This is a genomic window from Kitasatospora sp. NPDC017646 (genome assembly GCF_044329365.1).
Classification (GTDB): domain Bacteria; phylum Actinomycetota; class Actinomycetes; order Streptomycetales; family Streptomycetaceae; genus Kitasatospora.
Genome location: NZ_JBIRJC010000036.1, coordinates 49629 through 66500 on the forward strand (window position 1 = coordinate 49629; position 16872 = coordinate 66500).

General features: G+C 72.8%; 15 protein-coding genes and 2 pseudogenes. 7 read left to right on the forward strand and 10 right to left on the reverse strand.

Annotation, left to right across the window (positions count from 1 at the left end):
• Window positions 1-369 precede the first annotated feature (369 nt).
• Window positions 370-1353 (reverse strand): trypsin-like serine peptidase, encoded by a 984-nt coding sequence (locus ACH4J0_RS34245; protein WP_396244948.1) that lies wholly within the window; start codon window positions 1351-1353, stop codon window positions 370-372.
• A gap of 557 nt (window positions 1354-1910) precedes the next feature.
• On the opposite strand from ACH4J0_RS34245, the gene ACH4J0_RS34250 reads away from it, so the two are divergent.
• The 3 genes from ACH4J0_RS34250 (at window position 1911) to ACH4J0_RS34260 (ending at window position 5455) form a co-directional block, all read left to right on the forward strand.
• Entirely contained in the window at window positions 1911-2081 is a 171-nt protein-coding gene (locus tag ACH4J0_RS34250; RefSeq protein ID WP_030279177.1) for a hypothetical protein, read from the forward strand.
• Window positions 2082-2812: 731 nt separating this feature from the next.
• Window positions 2813-3835: a YihY/virulence factor BrkB family protein gene (locus ACH4J0_RS34255; RefSeq protein WP_396244949.1), complete on the forward strand. Its 1023-nt coding sequence runs from the start codon at window positions 2813-2815 to the stop codon at window positions 3833-3835.
• Between the two features lie 120 nt (window positions 3836-3955).
• On the forward strand, window positions 3956-5455 hold the full coding sequence (locus tag ACH4J0_RS34260) for a bifunctional phosphatase PAP2/diacylglycerol kinase family protein (RefSeq protein ID WP_396244950.1): 1500 nt from the start codon (window positions 3956-3958) through the stop codon (window positions 5453-5455).
• A 185-nt stretch (window positions 5456-5640) separates the two neighbouring features.
• Here the strand turns inward: ACH4J0_RS34260 and ACH4J0_RS34265 are convergent, their stop codons facing one another.
• The 4 genes from ACH4J0_RS34265 to ACH4J0_RS34280 form a co-directional block, all read right to left on the reverse strand.
• Entirely contained in the window at window positions 5641-7581 is a 1941-nt protein-coding gene (locus ACH4J0_RS34265) for a YhgE/Pip domain-containing protein (protein ID WP_396244951.1), read from the reverse strand.
• The gene (locus tag ACH4J0_RS34270; protein WP_396244953.1) at window positions 7578-8291 is read right to left on the reverse strand and encodes an ATP-binding cassette domain-containing protein; all 714 of its coding nucleotides are present in this window, start codon (window positions 8289-8291) and stop codon (window positions 7578-7580) included. Before ACH4J0_RS34270 ends, ACH4J0_RS34265 begins: the two co-directional genes overlap by 4 nt.
• 261 nt (window positions 8292-8552) lie before the next feature.
• Window positions 8553-9257, reverse strand: coding sequence for a metal-dependent hydrolase (locus ACH4J0_RS34275; RefSeq protein WP_396244955.1), 705 nt, complete (start codon window positions 9255-9257; stop codon window positions 8553-8555).
• Between the two features lie 504 nt (window positions 9258-9761).
• Window positions 9762-10184 (reverse strand): ATP-binding protein, encoded by a 423-nt coding sequence (locus ACH4J0_RS34280; RefSeq protein WP_396244957.1) that lies wholly within the window; start codon window positions 10182-10184, stop codon window positions 9762-9764.
• A 275-nt stretch (window positions 10185-10459) separates the two neighbouring features.
• Here ACH4J0_RS34280 and ACH4J0_RS34285 point away from each other — a divergent pair, with 275 nt between their 5' ends.
• The gene (locus ACH4J0_RS34285; protein WP_396244959.1) at window positions 10460-10828 is read left to right on the forward strand and encodes a PRC-barrel domain-containing protein; all 369 of its coding nucleotides are present in this window, start codon (window positions 10460-10462) and stop codon (window positions 10826-10828) included.
• Window positions 10829-10887: 59 nt separating this feature from the next.
• Here the strand turns inward: ACH4J0_RS34285 and ACH4J0_RS34290 are convergent, their stop codons facing one another.
• The 3 genes and pseudogenes from ACH4J0_RS34290 to ACH4J0_RS34300 form a co-directional block, all read right to left on the reverse strand.
• On the reverse strand, window positions 10888-11247 hold the full coding sequence (locus ACH4J0_RS34290) for an STAS domain-containing protein (RefSeq protein ID WP_396244961.1): 360 nt from the start codon (window positions 11245-11247) through the stop codon (window positions 10888-10890).
• Window positions 11244-11462 (reverse strand): annotated as a pseudogene (locus ACH4J0_RS34295) (histidine kinase); the annotation flags it as partial. The gene ACH4J0_RS34290 and the pseudogene ACH4J0_RS34295, both read right to left, overlap by 4 nt.
• 2 nt (window positions 11463-11464) lie before the next feature.
• Window positions 11465-11701: pseudogene (locus ACH4J0_RS34300) on the reverse strand (alpha/beta fold hydrolase); the annotation flags it as partial.
• A 254-nt stretch (window positions 11702-11955) separates the two neighbouring features.
• Here ACH4J0_RS34300 and ACH4J0_RS34305 point away from each other — a divergent pair.
• Window positions 11956-12228, forward strand: coding sequence for an HU family DNA-binding protein (locus ACH4J0_RS34305; protein ID WP_396244962.1), 273 nt, complete (start codon window positions 11956-11958; stop codon window positions 12226-12228).
• Window positions 12229-12270: 42 nt separating this feature from the next.
• The gene (locus tag ACH4J0_RS34310; RefSeq protein ID WP_396244963.1) at window positions 12271-12570 is read left to right on the forward strand and encodes an HU family DNA-binding protein; all 300 of its coding nucleotides are present in this window, start codon (window positions 12271-12273) and stop codon (window positions 12568-12570) included.
• Window positions 12571-13063: 493 nt separating this feature from the next.
• Here ACH4J0_RS34310 and ACH4J0_RS34315 read toward each other — a convergent pair whose 3' ends face one another.
• Both ACH4J0_RS34315 and ACH4J0_RS34320 read right to left on the reverse strand, forming a co-directional pair.
• Window positions 13064-13228, reverse strand: a complete 165-nt coding sequence (locus ACH4J0_RS34315; protein WP_396244965.1) for a hypothetical protein — start codon at window positions 13226-13228, stop codon at window positions 13064-13066.
• 267 nt (window positions 13229-13495) lie between these two features.
• Window positions 13496-14770, reverse strand: coding sequence for an alpha/beta hydrolase family protein (locus ACH4J0_RS34320; protein ID WP_396244967.1), 1275 nt, complete (start codon window positions 14768-14770; stop codon window positions 13496-13498).
• Between the two features lie 516 nt (window positions 14771-15286).
• On the opposite strand from ACH4J0_RS34320, the gene ACH4J0_RS34325 reads away from it, so the two are divergent.
• Window positions 15287-16872, forward strand: a 1586-nt coding sequence (locus ACH4J0_RS34325; RefSeq protein WP_396244968.1) for a PKD domain-containing protein, incomplete at its 3' end; no start/stop codon positions are given.

Sequence of the window (16872 nt, forward strand, 5' to 3'; positions counted from 1 at the left end):
CCGTTCGTGCTTCCCGCGGCCCGACGCTCCTCCGGCGCCCCGCTCCGGGCGCACCGGCCGGGCCGCGTGTCCTGGGAGAGGACCCTACGGGGCCCGCGCCGTCCGGCGGTGGACCGGCACGGCCGGGGGCGTTCGCCGCGCGGGTGGGCCGGCGTGCCCCGTTGGGCGCTGCCGGCGCCGAAGCGCACGCCGTTCTGCTGGGCGGACAAGTCGGCGATGGGGACGACCTGGCCCGGGTCACCGGTCAGGGCGACGGAGTCGGGGAGCACGCCCGGCGGCGCGGTCGTCGTCCTCACGGCGGTGACCACCGGATCCGGCGGCCGTCGACGACCGTCGGCGGCTGGCCCCGCGAGGTCCCGGACCGGGGTCTCAGGAGGTCGGCCCCGGCGGGGGTGCGCCGGTGGTCGCGGCTTCGTACAGGGCCCGGGTGGCGGAGCCGAAGTAGGCGCTGTAGGAGACCTGGGGGGTGTTGCCGCCGGTGTGGTAGCCGCCGATGACCCCGATCACCGCCCAGCCGCCCGGAAACGGCACCAGCATGGGCCCGCCCGACGTCCCGCCCACGAAGGCGTCGCACGCGATGCGTTCGAAGGTGCCCGGATCCGCGGGGTCGTCGCTGGCCCACCGGGTGGTCCAGCTCAGGCACTCCAGTGGCTTCTGCGCGCCGGCCGGGTACCCGATCATCCGCACCGGAGCGTGGGCGTAGCCGGAGCCGGTGAGCAACTCGACGGCGCCGACCGCGTCCTGGAGCCGCTGTCCGTGCCGGTTGGGCTCGGTCACCGCGAACCCGAAATCGTACGCGGCCCCCGCGTGTTCACCCCGGTCGTAGTACTCCTGCGAGACGTAGACGCCGTCGTCCTTGACCGGGAAGATGCCGAACGGCGTGAGCCCGTCGTGGTACTGCGGGACGAACCCCAGGTGTCGCCGGACGGAGGCCCCGGCGGATCCCGCCAGGCAGTGCCCCGCACTCAGCACCAGGTCGTGGCCGCGGCTGCGCACCACGGATCCGCTGCAGGTGCGGCCCGCCCCGTCGGCGTCCGTCCAGAAGAACGTGCCGGCCTGCGGCATGCCGTCGAAGCTCCTGCTCGCAGGGACGAACTCACCGGGCCGCGGCCCGTCCGCCGCGGCCGACGCGGGGGATCCGGTGTCGCCGGGCAGCGCGGCCGCCATCGGGGCCGCGGTCCAGTACCCGCTGAGCTGCTCCGCGTACGGGGTGCCCGGACCGGGCGTTGCGGCGGAGGCGGCCGGGGCAGGCCCGGCACCGAGCAGCAGGGCGGACGCGACGGCCGCGGCACGCCTGATGACGCGTGGCTTCTTCGGCGACGAGGTGACATGACTGGCGTGGAACGTTGGCATGCTCGCAGTATCGGGTCCGGGCGTGGCCCGACGGGCCCCCATCGTGCCCTTCTCCCGAAAGGATGAACGCAGCCGGCCTCCCGGTCGCGCGCTCGACCGGATCGAGTACGGCCTGGACCACGCGTTCCCGCGCCCCGGGGCCGTGAGCCGCGCCGCCGGGGGGCGCGAAGGGGCGCGGCTGACATGGCGACCGCGATGCGGGGCAGGACGGGGGGAAGAACGGAGCGTGCCCGACGATCCCTGGGAGGCGTGATGGTCGTGTCCATGATGCTGATGCTGGTTCCCCTCGCCCTGGCGATGGTCCTGGCGGCGACCGCTCCCTCGTCCGTCCACCGCGGCAGACCCCGACGGAGCGTCATGCGAGGGACCGGGAAGGCCGGTCAGCGACCGCGCCACGCCCGGGCCCGCTGCTGACGCGCGCGGACGGGGGCGGCGGGGAAGCGCCGGGTCTGCCGGCAGTTGTCCGCATCCACGGGCCGATTCGCAGGCATGTTTCCCGCCGATCGGGTCACCAGCATGAACGTCCCCAGTAGACAGACGAAGGAGATGTCAGACCCATGGGTGCCCTTCTGCTCGTACTGCTGCTCGCCGTCGTGCTCTTCGGTCTCGGATTCGCGGTGAAGGTGCTGTGGTGGGTGGCGCTGTTCGTCCTGGCGGTGTGGCTGCTGGGCTTCGTGGTCCGCACCGTTGACGACGCCGGCGGCCGACGCCGCTGGTACCGGTGGTGACGTCGACACCGCCTCCAGGAGGCACTCCCGGTGCCGTGCCGGCCGACCGGCCGGAAGTGCGTGCTCCGCGAAGCCTCCTGCGATCGCCGACGCCCCCGCCCGTCGGCGCAACGCCGTCGCCACCGAGAAGACGCCGTGCCAGGAGTACCCGTCGAAGAACAGGAGGATGGTCGCCATGAACCCTCACGGGGGAGCAACCACCGGAGTCGGCGCAGTGGACGGATCCGCTCGCGCCGATGCCCACGAGGCAGTGGGAATTCCCGCCCTCGCCACCACGGCCGGACTGCACCGGACCGCACGGACCATCGCGGCACGACTGGGCCGGGTCCATGAGAGCGATGCGGTGGAGCGGGCGCGCGGCTGGGCGAGGACAGCCGCGGACCGTTCCCGGCGGGCGGCCGCACGGACGGTGAGCGTCGCCCGGACAGTGCCGGCGGAAGCGGTGGGCAGCACCGATCCGGTTCTGAGCCGAGCACGGCGCCTGGCGGGAGCGAGCCGGGGCGGGACCGGGAACGGAAGCGCGCACCCGGCGTCAGGCCCCCGGACGCTCACCCGCATCGCGGCGGCGGCAGCGGCGGCCTGCGTCCTCGGGGCGTTCCTGGCCCGTCGGCGCCGCAGCTGAACTCCCGGTCCCCGGCCCCGGGTGCGGCGACACCCGGGGCCCGCGGCCCGACGCGTTCGCCCGGGCACACGTTCCCGTGCAGCCGCACTCCGTCCGAAACAGGTGGTCCATGAGCGTGCTCGACGGACTCGACGACTACCAGCGGCGGCACCGCTGGGCGGGTCTCACGATCGCGGTGGTGTACAAGTTCATCGACGATCAGGGCACCTACATGGCCGCCCTGATCACCTACTACGGTTTCCTGTCCCTGTTCCCCATGCTGCTGCTCCTCGTCGCCGTGCTGGGATTCGCGCTGCACGGCGATGCCCAGTTGCAGCAGCAGGTGCTGCATTCCGCCCTCAGCCAGTTCCCGGTGATCGGCGACCAGATCGAGCACAACATCCGTTCGTTCCAGGGCAGCGGCTTCGCGCTCGCCGTCGGCATCGCCGGCAGCCTCTACGGCGCGCTGGGAGTGGCGCAGGCGCTCCAGAACGCCTTCAACACGGTGTGGGCCGTTCCTCAGCACAGCCGCCCGAACGCGCTGACCGCCCGCCTGCGCGGACTCGCCCTGCTGGGCGTCCTCGCCGCGGCGGTCATGGCTTCCACGGGCCTGGCCGCCCTCACCGCCACCGCACACGGCTGGCCCGCCTGGATCGACCGGTGCGTACGGATCGCCGCCGTCCCGCTGTCGGTCGCGATCGGCACCGCCCTGCTGCTGGCCGGTTTCAAGCTCCTGACCAACAGTCGGCTCCGGGCGCGCCTGCTGTGGCCCGAAGCGCTGGCGGCTTCGCTGACCTGGCAGGCGCTGCTGCTGGTCGGTACCTACTACGTGGGGCACGAACTGCGCGGGGCGACGGCCACGTACGGGCTGTTCGGCATGGTTCTCGGCCTGATGGCCTGGATCTACCTCGGCGCGCTCACCCTCGTCGTCTGCGCGGAGAGCGCGGCGGTGCGAACCCGTCGGCTGTGGCCCCGCGGCATCGCGGCGCCCTTCGCCGACCACGCCCCGCTGACCCGCGCGGACCGGCGGGCCTACACCTCCTACGCCACCGCCGCCGCCTACAAGCCCGACGAGGAGATCCGCGTGGACTTCCCCCCGCCCGGAGCGCGGCGAGGCGACGGCGGCCCTTCCCCGTCGCCGGCGGACAGCTGAGCCACCGTGTCGCCCCTCATGACGCGAGGGGCCCCGCCGCCGACGCCCGTTCCCGACGTGCCGCCGGGCAAGCCCAGCGATCCCCACCCGCCACCCGCACGACCAGAAGGACCGCTTCGCATGAGGAAAGCCCTGAACGATCTCGACGCCCGGCTGTTCGTCAGGGTGGCCTCCCGCCGCTTGCGCGGCGCCGACCCGTGGCTTTCCCGCCTGACCCGCGCCGCCGACCACGGCAAGCTGTGGATGACCGGCGCGGCGCTGCTGGGCGCCACCGGCAACCGGACCGCCCGGCGGGCCGCCCTGCGCGGAGCCGGGTCCCTCCTGCTCGCCTCCGCTCTCGCCAACGTCGCCGCCAAGGGTCTCACCCGTCGGCCCCGCCCCGCCCTCGACCCCGTGCCCGTCGTACGGCGGCTGCTCAAGCACCCCGTCACCAGTTCCTTCCCCTCCGGGCACTCCGCCTCGGCCGCGGCCTTCGCCACCGCCCTCGCCATCGAATCGCCGCTGCTGGGCGCCATCGCCGCTCCCGTGGCCGCCGCGGTGATGGCCTCGCGCGTCTACGTCGGTGTCCACTACCCCGGCGACGTCCTGGCCGGGGCCGCTCTGGGAGCGGCGACGGCCGCGCTCACCCTGCGCTGGTGGCCCCGTCGCAGCGACCACCCGGCCAGCACAGCCGCCCCCGTGGTCGAGGCGCCCGCCCTGCCCACCGGCGCGGGCCTGTACCTCGTCGTCAACGGCGCTTCGGGCTCCGGAGCCCTCATGGGGGCCGACAGCCCCGAGCGGTCCGTCGAGGAACTGCGCCGGGAACTCCCCGACGCCCACATCCGGTTGTGCGTGGACAGTGACGACCTGGCCGCGCTGCTGGACCAGGCGGCGGCACTCGCCGTCAAGGCGGACGGGGCGCTGGGCATCTGCGGCGGCGACGGCAGCGTCAACCTGGCCGCGGCCGTCGCCGCCCGGGAAGGCCTGCCGCTGGCGGTGTTCCCGGGCGGCACACTGAACCACTTCGCCGTCGACCTGGGAACTCACAGCCTGCGCACCACCGCCGACGCCGTCAGGGCCGGCAGCGCCTGCGCCGTCGACGTCGCTCTGGCCACCGGCGACCACGGCGACCGGCAGCTGTTCCTCAACACCTTCAGCATCGGGATCTACCCCGAACTCGTCCGGGCCCGCGAACAGCTGGAGAAGCGCCTGGGCAAGTGGCCCGCCCTCGCCGTCGCCCTCGTCCGCGTCCTGTCCGGCGCCGAACCCGTACGACTGACCGTCTCCGGCGTCCCCCGGACGCTCTGGATGCTCTTCGCCGGCAACGGCACGTACGACCCACCCGGCTTCGCCCCCACCCACCGCACCTCACTGGACGGCGGCCGGCTCGACATCCGCGCCGTCGACGGCAGCCACCCCTTCGCCCGCACCCGCCTCCTGCTCGCCTTCCTCACCGGCACCCTCGGCAGCTCTCGCGTCTACCGCGAGGCACGCCTGGCCGCCCTCGACCTCACCGATCTCCACGAGGTCCGGAATCTCGCCGTCGACGGCGAGGCCTTCCCCGCCCCCGACCGGCTGCGCCTGTCCAAGGTCACCGCCGCTCTGACCGTCTACCGGCCCGAACGCCCCGCCATCCCCTGAGTACCCCTCTCCGGTGGCACCGCCCGGAGCAGCCTCCCGTTCGGATCCTCGCAGGGGCGGCGGACGCGGTTCCGGGCCGGCGGGGCCGGCGCCACAACTCCTCGGCGGGAAAGCCGAGTTGGAGCTGATGCGGACGTGCTCGGGCCGTACGGCCCTTGGCCGGGTCCGGCGGCCGTGCCCGTTCGTCACAGGTTCAGGTCGGGGTGGAGGCGGGCGACCGTCCACACGCGCCGACGGCGCAGGGCCAGTGAGGTGAGGGCCAGGAACAGGACACCGAAGCCCGCGAGGACGGCGACGTCCCGGGTGAGGTGGGAGGCGGAGCCACCGCTGATCGTCACGCGGAGCCCGTCGACCAGGTAGGTCATCGGCAGCAAGGGGTGGACCGCCTGGAACGGCGCCGGGGTGGTCTGCATCGGGTACAGGCCGCCGGAGGCGGTGAGTTGCAGGATGAGCAGGATCAGGGACAGGACGTCGCCCACCGTGCCGAACGTGGTGCGCAGGCAGTGGTCGATGGCGACGAAGGCGGCGGCGCCGACCGCGAGGAGCAGGACGGTCTTCCAAGGGGCCGCTGCGTGCAGTCCGAGACCCGTGCTGACCACGCAGTAGAGGATCAGGGCCCCGAGTACGCCCAGGGCCGCGGCCGGCAGCCAGCCCGCCACGGCAAGGGTGGAGGCGCGGGTGCGGGCGGCCAGCGCCCTGGTGTTGACCGGTCGCAGGAAGAGGTAGGCGAAGAGGCCGAACACCCACAGGGCGATGCCGAAGAAGAACGGGGCCAGCCCGCGACCGTAGACGCCGGCGGGATGAAGGTTCGACCGGTCGATGTCGACGGGTGTCCCCAACACCTGTGAGGCGTGATCCAGCTGGTCGGCGTCCAGGACGGGGACCTGCTTCCTGCCGTCGTCGATCAGGGTCGCCAGCGTCGTGGCACCGGTGTGGGCTTGATCGGCGGCGGTCTTCAGCGCTCCGGATCCCTGCTGGAGCGCGGACAGGCCCGTGGACACGGTGGCGGTTCCGGCGGCAACGCTCTGGGCGCCGGAGTCGACCAGGGCGAGGGGGGTCTGCGCGTTCTGGGCTGACTGCTGAACGGCTGCGGCTGCCTTCTGGAGGTTGACGGCCTGCTGGAGCGCGGTGTGGGCGTTGCCGCTGGCGGTCGCGGCGTGGCCGTCGATCTGGCCGGCGGCGCTGTCTGCTGCCGTCATGTCCTGCTTGACGCGCTGGAACAAGGGGTCATCGCCCAGTCCCGGGTGTGCCTCGGACAGGTGGTCAAGATCGGCCACCGCCTTGGCCGTTCCCTGCTTCACCGTCGACGTCGCGGTGTGGACGGCGTCCACGCCCTGGGAGACGAGGGTGGCCGCGTTGACCACGGCGCCGGTGGCCGTGCTCAGCTGCGGCGCGGCCTCAGTGAGGGCGGCGGTCGCCGCGTGCACCTGGGTCGTGGCCTGGCTGAGCTTCTGGGCGCCGTCGGCGAGCTGGGCGGACCCGGCCTGCAGCGTGGCGCTCGCGCCCGCGGCGGCGGAACTCCCCTGTTGGGCGACGGTGGTGGCGTTCACGAGTCCCTGCGCCGCCTGCGCCGCCGTGTTCAGCTTTCCGCCGATGTCCGCGAGCCGCCCGTAGACGCCGCGGACATAGGCCTCGTGCGCGGCGGAATTGACCTGTTCCTGCAGCTTCGCCTGGACGACCTCGGTCATGACGCCCGCGATGTAGTTGTTCGCGTCGTTGAGCTGGATGTGGATCCGGGCCTGTTCCGGTTGGGTGTCGGGGCCGGTGGCGAGGAGGGCGCTGAAATCGGAGGGGATCCGGATCGTGAACGAGTAGCGCCCGTGCTCCAGGCCGGTGCGGGCCGCGGCCTCGTCGACGAACGCCCAGTCGAACTCCCGTGAGGCCTTGAGCTCCGTCACGACCTGGGCGCCCGCGTCCACCCGCTGCCCCTGCCGGGTCTCGGCCGGCTGGTCCTCGTTGACCACCGCCACGGGGACGTGCCCCGTCTTCCCGTAGGGATCCCAGTTCGCCCACAGGTACATGGCGCCGTACAGCAGGGGAACCAGACACAGCACGAGGGGGACGAACCGCCTCAGCGGGCCCCGGAAGCTGCACAGCTCCAACACCGCGAGCCTGATCGCAGTCATGCGCGCCCCTCCTTCCCGTGGGACGTGCCGTCCGGCCCGTCGCCCGGTCCCGGCCGTTCGCGCACCTGTCGCGCGCGTTCCGTCGAGGCGTCCTGCTCCTCCGGGACCCGTCCCTCGGGCAGGCTGCTCCGTCGGGGCAGGGCCACCAGCACGGGCGCCGGGTCGAGGCCTGCACCTGTGGGAGGGTCGAGGGCGCCCGCCAGGACGGTGCAGCCCACCCGGCAAGCCCGGCCCAGGAGCTGCCAGACCCGCGTGCGGTCCTCCGCCGGGCACCCGCGGTCCACGTCGTCCGCGACGATCACGGCGGGACGCGTGGCCAGGGCGAGCGCGACGGCCACGCCCAACGCCTCCACCGGGGGCAGGTCGCGCACCAGCGTCCGGTGGTCCACGTCGATGGCCAGGACCGAGAACGCCTCGGCGACCTGCGCCGTGCTCAGCCGGCGGCTCAACCAGCGGCGCTCGGCCACCAGCTCTCGCACCCGCAGGTCCGGGTCCAGCCCGAGGGCGGGCTCCGCACGAGCCACGGCCACCTGCTCTCTCACGCGACGGCCGTTGCGGGGCAGGGCGTCACCGCCCACCTGAACCGCTCCGCCGTCCAGCCGCATCCGCCCCGCGAGCGCGAGCAGCACCGTCGTCCGGCCCGAGCCGCCCGGCCCGTGGACCACCAGCAGTCCGCCAGGACCCACGCGCAGGTCAAGGTTCTCGAACACCGCTCCCCGGGGCCCGCGCACACTCGCTCCGCGCGCGACCACGTCCACGCCAGCAATCTCCACCCCCAGCCGGTAACCCGTCCGTGCCGCGACATGTCTGTCAGACCGGTCACATTCCCCGGACGCGACTGCCTCCGGCGTTCCGGTCCTGAGCCACCGACCTGACCGGCCCTCAAATGCCGAAGAGGTCCGCGGCGGCGAACGCCCACCCAGGCCACGGGCGTTGGCCCCGCGGTGGGTCCGGAGGCCGGGCGCCGGTGCTCAACCCGCGGCCAGACGCGGGGCGAAGGCCGAAAACCACAGCGCCGCGAACGTGGCGACGGTCATCACGGGCACGAGGAACCGGGTCTCCAGCTTCCCTCCGGTCCGCCGGATGAGCACGAGTTCGAAGCGCCTGCGGTAGGGCCAGAGCAGGGGCGCGCCCCGGCGGGTCAGGCAGTCGCCGAGCAGATGGCTCAGCGTCCCCAGGCAGACGGTGTAGGGCAGCCAGTAGGCGATGCCGGTGAACCAGGCGGCCACGGTCGCCGTCCCGACGCCGGCCAGACCGACGGCAGTCACCCAGGCCGTCAGCCCGTGTCCCGGCGGGTGCAGGTGCAGGGCCCGCGCCGCGAGGGCGAAGAGGACGAAGGCGAGACCGAGGGTGAAGCCGGCGCCGAGGCGGGTGACGCCCAACCAGGTGCCCCAGCCGGTGAGCGCCACGAACAGCAGCGAGTGCGTCGCGTGCCGGTGGCCCCCGCACAGCCGACCCACCAGACGGCACAACCCCCTCGACAGCGGGCCCAGCAGGTGGGCGGGCGTCGCGTCGTGGTGGTCGAGGTCCGGCAGCAGTGCGGCCCCGGCGCAGAGCAGCGTGCCGACCAGAACCTCGCTCGGCCGCGGCTGCGTGCCGAACAGCGCCTCCGGCAGGAACGGCGCGGTCGCCGCGTAGAGCAGTGCCCCGCCGATCGCATGGGACTGACCCAGCATGTCGCCCCCCTCTCCGTTCCGCCGCCTCCCGCACCGCCCGCTCCGGCCGGACCTTCCGCACCGGCCGCAGCACGGGGTCGACGGGGATCCGACTGCTACCCGCCCAGCCCCCTCCCACTCCCGTGCGATCACGCACCCCGGGCCACAGGGTGCTGCTGGTCGCGTGGCGGGGCTCCGCCGGGCGAAGCCGCGGTTCGGCACGCCCGCAGGCGCTCGGCCCCGGACACCCGCTGGGCGCCGTCGCCTCCGGGCGGGCCCGGCAGGACGCGACGACGCCCGTCCACCGGTTGTTCCCCGGATTCCCGGAACGGAGCCGACAGCCCGTCATGGGCCCCGGCCCGACTGCCGCCGAGGCCCGGTGCACCGCGGCCGGCAGGCGTGGCCGGCGTCAGGACGTGGTGTCGTTCGCGGTCCTGGTCCTCACCTCGGTGCGGAGCCGCCGGTGCCCGCCCCGACGTCCAGGAGGCAGATGCTCCTCGCGGTCGGCGCCGCCCTGCCCCGCACTCACTGCGGCGGCGGGCAGGGCTTCGCGCCCGGCGGATGGAAGTGCGCGGTGACGGTCTTGCCGTCCTTCTGCAGACGCGTGTGCCAGTGGTCGGCGAGCGCGTCGACCAGCGCCAGGCCGCGCCCTCCGGTGGCTTCCGGCGTCGCTGCCCGGGGGCGGGGGAGCCGGCTGCTGTGGTCGTGGACGCTCAGGTGCAGGCAGCGTCCGTCCCAGGTCAGCACCAGCTCCGCGTCACTGCCGGCGTGGACGTGGGCGTTGGTGGTCAGTTCGGACACGGCCAGCACGACCGCGTCCGCGACGGCCGGCGCGTCCTGGTTCCAGCCGAGGGTCTCCAGGTGCCTCCGCGCCCACGCCCGGCCGGCCCGTACTCCGGCGCCGAGCGGAAGCCTTCGGGCCCACCCCACTCCGCCGATCCTGGACATGAGGGCCTCCTTTCAGGGGGAGTGCAACCTTCGTGTGCCCGGATCCGGCGACCCCATGCGACCACCGGCCACGACCTTCCGCCCCCGCCCCCTGCCGTCCGCTCAGGACCGCCGTCGCGTCCGCTCGCCGACTCGGCCGGCCTGACCGCGCGTTCGTTCCGGCCGCCCTCGGGCCGCCGCCGGGCCGCCGGCTGCCACCGGCATGGAACCGGAGAGTGCGGGAAGGCGGTCGCCACGGAGCGCCGCACGGGCGGCGCCGTGACGCGAGGAGAGACATGAGCGCCAGCGGGATCTGGGAGTTCCGTTCCGAATCCGGCCACGTCTCGGGCACCGACCTGGTCGGCTTCCACGTCGAAGCCACCGACGGCCCCATCGGCAAGGTCGACAAGCACTCCGAGGAGGTCGGTGCCTCCCACCTCGTGGTCGACACCGGCCCGTGGATCTTCGGCACCCGGGTCCTGCTGCCGGCGGGCACCGTCGCCAGGGTCGACCAGCACGAGAGGAAGGTGTACGTCGACCGCACGAAGGACGAGATCAAGAACGGCCCCGCGTTCGACCCCACCCACGGCACCGCCGCCGCCACCGACTACCAGGCGGGCTACAACGCCTACTACGGTCCCTTCTACGTCGGTCCCTTCCTCTGACCTGCCCGCCCGTGGGCCGTGCGCGGACCGCACGGATCGACGGCACGCGCCGGGCAGTGTCACCCGTCGCCGGGCGGTTCCCCCGCGGGCCGTCCGGCGCCGGCGCTGCCGGAGCGGATGGTGAAGACCTGGTCGAGGCCGACGACGGCGAGCACGCGCAAGGTGTTGGCCGGGACGGCGGCCAGCACGATGTCCGCGCCCGCGGCCTGGGCGTGCCGCCGGGCCGCGAGCAGGGCCGTGATGCCACTGGAGTCGCAGAACCGCAGGTCGGACAGGTCGATGACGAGGCACTGGTGCTCGCGCAGGCTGAGTCGGTCCAGGTGGCGCCGCAGGTCTGGCGCGTGCTCGAAGTCGAGGTCGCCGGCCACGTGCAGGACCGGGCCGGTGGTGGTGTCGCGCTGGCTGATGGTCAGGCTCATCGTGGTGTGTTCGTCGACGGGTCGGTGGTCGGTCGGGCGGCCGGGACGCCGAGTGCCAGGATGGCGGTGTCGTCGTCCAGGCCGTCACCGAAGCCTTTCAGCAGGACGGTCAGGGCGTCGATCACCTCGCGGGCCGTGGCGGGCGCGTGGTCGGCGGCGAAGGCGAGAAGCGCGTCGTCACCGAAGAGGCTCTCCCGGGTGGGGCCGGTCCGGGCCATCACCGCAGGTTCTCGAGGAACGCGAGGACGGCTCCTGCGGTGGCCTCGGGGGCGCTCAGCTGGGGGCAGTGTCCGGTGGTGTCGAGGGTGACCAGGCGGAAGGAGGGGATCGAGGCGTGCACGTGGGCGCCGACCCCGCGGGGCGCGATCACGTCCTCGGCGCAGTCCAGCACCAGCGTCGGAACCGTCACCCGCCTCAGGGGTGCCGCCGCTGGTCGCCGCCGGCCTCCCGTGGGGGGGCGGCGACCCGCGACGACGACGCCACACGGCCCTCCCCTTCACGGAACTCCAGTCAGTGCCGGGATGTCCTACGACGATGACAAGTTCGAGTACGAGTTCATGCCCCCGCCGAACACGGCCCTCGCGGATCCGTGCCCCCCTTTGATGCGGCTCGCGTCGCGGATGAAATGCGCCGCGATCGGGCCTGAAACCGCGAGGATGGTACAGCGAACGAAATTCACCGATCCGCCCACTGAGCAGGTAAGAGGAAATGAACAAGAGCGATCTGATCGATGCGGTGTCCGCGCGGGCCGATGTCTCGAAGGAAGTGGCCGGCACAGCACTGGACTCGTGGGTCGAGTCGATCACCGGCGCCTTGAAGCAGGGCGACGACGTGGTCCTGGTCGGCTTCGGCACGTTCAGCGTCAAGGAGCGCGCGGAGCGGACGGGCAGGAACCCCCAGACCGGCGAAGCCATCAAGATTGCCGCAGCCAAGGTCCCCGGATTCAAGGCTGGCAAGGCACTCAAGGACGCAGTGAACTGACGAGCGCCCAGCCCCACTACCCCGAGCGGAAAGGCAGAGAATATGAGGAAATCTGATCTGATCGCCGTGATCGCCGAGCGCACCGGCCTCACCAAGGAAAAGGCTCAGCAGGTGCACGACGCCATCACGGACTCGATCGCAGCCACGCTGAAGACCGAGGAGGTGACACTGGTCGGCTTCGGCACCTTCGAGGTCCGCCACCGCGCGGCACGGATGGGAAAGAACCCGCAGACCGGGGAGTCCGTCGCCATCGCTGCCAGCAATACGGTTGCGTTCAAGGCCGGCAAGAATCTCAGGGACGGCGTGAACGCCCCGGCCAGGGCGAGCAGGAAGGAAAAGTGATCTCTGGTCGGACGCATCTGTCCGACCGGAGACCGTGATGCGATGCGGGACCGGGTCGAGCTGCAGACGCCAGCAGATCCGGTCCGTGTGCGGCGGTCACGGCTCAGCGGATCTCACGCAGACCCGGCGGAGGACCGAGACGCTCACTGTCACCCGACCGTCGGGGCCTGTCCCCGCCGTTCTGCACGCACGTTGAACCCCGCGCCCTCGCCGCTGCGGCGCCCGGCCCCGCCCACGCCCGCAGTGGAACCGCCGATCGGCGGGTGGGCGGACGGTGCGGCCGGCCGGCGTTCTGAGGACGTCGGCACCCGGCGCCACCGGCGGGCGGTCGGTCGTTGGAGGTGGGGCGCTTGGCCAGGGAGGGCCCGGCCAAGCGCCGCGCGGTGGCGGCAGCGCCAAGACGTTCCACCGACGACCGGCGCGCGCCTGGATGATGCGACCTGTGACCGTCTCAGCTGGTCGTCCTCGCGCTGGGCGGTCACCGCACGCCAGGTCAACCGGATGCGGGTCGGAGATTGTTCATGAGGAGGCCCAGGGCGAACTCGAAGCGCTCGTGCCCGGTGCCGGAGATCACTTCGGCGGCATGGCGCCGGGTCTGCGGGAACTTCTCGGCAGGCAGGGCGGTGAAGCGCTCCAACAGCTCCTCGTGACTGAGCACCCATTCCTGATCCTGGCGCCGGCGCCGCTGCTGGACGAGGGAGTGCGGTCGACAACTACGAGCGGCAGATGTTCGAGTACGGCGCCGAGGCCGTGCGCAGCAGTCTCGAGAAGCTGCCGGCCTTCGCCCCCCCGGGGCGAAACTGCCCTGAGGCCGGAACCCCCCGGTCGGGCAGTCCACCACCTCCCCCGGAGCGCTGAGTTGTGGGCCGCTCGTCTGCCTGGCCCGCGCCCGCTCACGCGTGTCACACGCGGCCTCGGCTGCGCATCAGTGCTCGTAGACCACCTCGGGGAAGCTCGGCGACGGGCCGTCCAGGAGATGGTCGTCGTGGCCGCGCAGCCAGCGGTCGAAGAACGACGAGACGTACGAGCGGGTGGCCAGCACCGCGCGGTCCGGGCGGACGTCGCCGACGTCGTCGGTCAGCTTCGCGCCGCTGATCGCGCCCTGGCGGGCGAGCTGGGGCAGCAGGGACTGCGCGTCGGTGTAGGAGCCGTGGCGGGAGCCGGTGAGGGTCACGTCGGCGTGCCAGCCGGTGCTGTGCTGCCACAGGGCGTCCCAGCCGGGCTGCCGGTGGTAGCTGCCCGAGTCGGGGTCCTGGGTGCCCATGAGCAGGAAGGGCCGGGCCAGGCCGTCCTCGGCAACGCTGGGGAGGAAGACGCCGGTCCTTCCGTCCGGGCCGGGGAAGTGCAGCTGGCCGTCGAGGTTGACGCCGACCTTGAGGCGCGGATCGTCGTGCATGGTCTGGAGGGCAGTGGAGCCGCCACCGGAGTGGCCGACCATGCCGATCCGGTCGAGGTCGAGGGAGGCGGCGAGGCCGGCCGGTAGCTGCTTTTCGTGGCGCAGCCCGGTGAGCTGGTCCAGGACGAAGCGGGTGTCGTCGACCCGGGTCTGCAGCATCTTGCGCAGGAGGGCGCCCATGTCGAGGCCGGGCTGGGCCATCAGCGCGGGGAGGACGGAGGTCGCGAGGTCCCCGTCAGGGAAGGCGACCTCGGAGGCGTCGTAGGTGTGGTCGACGGTGACGACGACGTAGCCGCGCGAGGCGAGGTCCTCCGTCAGGCCGGTGCCCCAGGTGCGTGGGTCGCCGAAGCCCGCCGAGTACAGCACGACGGGCCGCTTGCCGCCGGGGAGGGCGGGCGCGTCGGAGCGGGCGTGGGTGCGGATGCCTTCCCAGTCGGTGCGGCCGGGCTCGAATTCGTGTTCGCTCTGGCCGACGCTCCCGGCGCTGCCGAAGTGATCGGCGGCAGCGGGGAGCATGTACGGCGCACGGTCGTTGCCGGTGGCGGGCCGGGTGGTCGGGTACCAGAAGCTGATCATCAGCTTGCGGTGCTGCCCGGGCTTCCACGGGTCGTCCCGGCGGTCGTCCGTGAGCTGCAGGGACGTCGTGCCGACCGGGTACGGCCCGGTGGGCTGCGGCAGCCAGGCCCCGGCCCGGTGCTCGGTGCCCCGCTCCGGAGCCGCCACCGCGCCCGGTGCGCCGACCACGCCGAACGTCGCCGTCGCCGCCAGCAGCACCGCCGCCACGGCCCGTCCTCGCCCGTTCATCACCGTTCCTCCTCGTTCGGTTCGGTCTTGCCCTCAACAGGGGCGACGGTACGGGCGAGAAGGGCCGGAAACCGTCATACCGGAGTGTCAAGTCCCCTGTGATACCCCGGTACGACGGCGTCCGGTGCTACAGGCGCACCGGCGTGCCGGCCGGGCAGATGCATGACGGCATCGACACGGCGGTCGCCCTCGACGGGCCCGCCGTCCTGGAGCAGGCATGGGGCCGACGGCGGGGCCGTCATCGGACAGCGGGCAGAGTCGAGCTCGCGGCTGGCGTGACAGGAGAAGGCCCGGCGGCGGGACCGGAAGGGGCACCCCGAGACGGGTTGTCGTGGGGGATCTGTAGCCTGGCCGCTTCATCTCCTGCTTTGCTTCACGTACCTGACAGAGGGGCCAGTGTCCTACCGCAGTCTCGTCGCGTCGGTCGCGGTTCTCGCAGCCGGCGTCGCACTCTCACCGGGAACGGTCCACGCGGCCGGATCATCCAGCGGGAACACCGGTCCGCACGTTGCCTACATGCCGTTCGTCCCGCCGGTCAGTGCGCCGGGATCCTCCAGCCCGGCGAGCAACTCCGTCCGGTTGACCCCGGTACCGCCGTCTTCCGGCGCTCCTGCCACGCCGAGTCCGGTCACCACACCGGGAACCGGCAGGACCCTCTACGCGGCGTTCTCCGGATCGCCCTGCACCACCGGGACCGGCACGGGCACCCAGGCCAGCCCGTACTGCCTGCTGCAGGACGCGGTGAACGCCGCCCAGCCCGGTGACACCGTCGACGTCCTGTCGTCCTCCTCGGGGTACTCCTCCCAGGAGTCCGTGACGGTCAGGACGTCCGGCATCTCGATCGTCGGCACCGGCCCCCAGGCCTGGGTCAGCGCGGGCAACGCCAACAGCGGCAAGCCCGCGCTCGTTCTCGACCACGTCTCCGATGTGACGGTCAGCAACCTGATGCTGACCTCGTGGGGCAGTTCGACCGCGGTCGAGGTCGTCGGGTCCACCAGGGTGACGATCGACTCCGGCTTCGTCAGCACGACCAACAACCTCACCGGAGCCGACGCTCTCACCATCGACGGCGCCTCCAGCAATGTCACCGTGAGCCGGACCTATGTCGACGCGGGCTTCTCCCGGTCCGGCGCCCGGGCGATCACCGTCGCCTCCGGGGCGGGCAACATCTCCCTCTCCGGAGATGTGCTGGCCGATGCGGGGATCGTGGCGACCGGCGTGAACGGCCTGGACGTCGTCGGCAACACGATCCAGCGCGGATGCGGCTCCGCCGTCGACCTCGAAGGCAGCTCGTCCGGCGTCAGCGTCGAGAACAACCTCATCGAGGACGCCAACCCGAGCACCGACTACATGGGTGTGTACCAGTCCAACTGCTCCGGCTACGGTCAGACCTGGGCTGCCGACGTCACCGTCTCGTCCGGATCGGCCGCCGGTACCACGGCTGACTACAACGACTTCTTCGTCTACGGGTCCGATGCGACGGCCCCCTACGCCTGGGCCGGCACCACCTACCCGACCCTGGACGCCTTCCGGTCCGCCGTGGCCCAGGGCGCCCATGACACGAACGACACCAAGCAGGCGACCCCGACCGGTCTGAGGCCGAACGAGTCGTCCGGCGTCGACATCCAGCCCCAGGCGGGTTCCGCCGCGATCGGCTCCGCCAACCCGGCGGCGCCCGGGGCGCTGGGCTCGGACTTCTTCGGGACCAGCCCCCACACCACCCGGGGGGCCGAGGAGTTCGACTCCAACCCCGGCCTGGCCGTGGCGCTGACCGGCACGGGCACCACCGCCTACAGCGTGCACATCGGCATCAACGCCACCAGCGACGCGCAGACGCTCACCTATGACATCGCCTGGGGTGACGGCAGCACCACCCACGCCACCGGCCGACCCGACAGCCCGCCCCAGAGCCCGCACACCTATCCGCAACTCGGCACCTACACGGCCAAGGTCACCGTCACCGACCAGTTCGGCAACGCGGTGGCCAACAGCGTCACCGTCACCACGGCCGGTTCGCAGTACGTGGCGTTCGGGCCGACGCGTCTGCTGGACAGCAGGGACGGCAGTGGGACGCCGAAGGTCGGGGGGTACTCGACGACCCG

Bases quoted from the DNA above. Each gene is read 5' to 3' on its own strand.
- ACH4J0_RS34245 (WP_396244948.1), bottom strand. From the start codon at position 1,353: ATGCCAACGTTCCACGCCAGTCATGTCACCTCGTCGCCGAAGAAGCCA.
- ACH4J0_RS34250 (WP_030279177.1), top strand. From the start codon at position 1,911: ATGGGTGCCCTTCTGCTCGTACTGCTGCTCGCCGTCGTGCTCTTCGGT.
- ACH4J0_RS34255 (WP_396244949.1), top strand. From the start codon at position 2,813: ATGAGCGTGCTCGACGGACTCGACGACTACCAGCGGCGGCACCGCTGG.
- ACH4J0_RS34260 (WP_396244950.1), top strand. From the start codon at position 3,956: ATGAGGAAAGCCCTGAACGATCTCGACGCCCGGCTGTTCGTCAGGGTG.
- ACH4J0_RS34265 (WP_396244951.1), bottom strand. From the start codon at position 7,581: ATGACTGCGATCAGGCTCGCGGTGTTGGAGCTGTGCAGCTTCCGGGGC.
- ACH4J0_RS34275 (WP_396244955.1), bottom strand. From the start codon at position 9,257: ATGCTGGGTCAGTCCCATGCGATCGGCGGGGCACTGCTCTACGCGGCG.
- ACH4J0_RS34280 (WP_396244957.1), bottom strand. From the start codon at position 10,184: ATGTCCAGGATCGGCGGAGTGGGGTGGGCCCGAAGGCTTCCGCTCGGC.
- ACH4J0_RS34285 (WP_396244959.1), top strand. From the start codon at position 10,460: ATGAGCGCCAGCGGGATCTGGGAGTTCCGTTCCGAATCCGGCCACGTC.
- ACH4J0_RS34290 (WP_396244961.1), bottom strand. From the start codon at position 11,247: ATGAGCCTGACCATCAGCCAGCGCGACACCACCACCGGCCCGGTCCTG.
- ACH4J0_RS34305 (WP_396244962.1), top strand. From the start codon at position 11,956: ATGAACAAGAGCGATCTGATCGATGCGGTGTCCGCGCGGGCCGATGTC.
- ACH4J0_RS34310 (WP_396244963.1), top strand. From the start codon at position 12,271: ATGAGGAAATCTGATCTGATCGCCGTGATCGCCGAGCGCACCGGCCTC.
- ACH4J0_RS34320 (WP_396244967.1), bottom strand. From the start codon at position 14,770: ATGAACGGGCGAGGACGGGCCGTGGCGGCGGTGCTGCTGGCGGCGACG.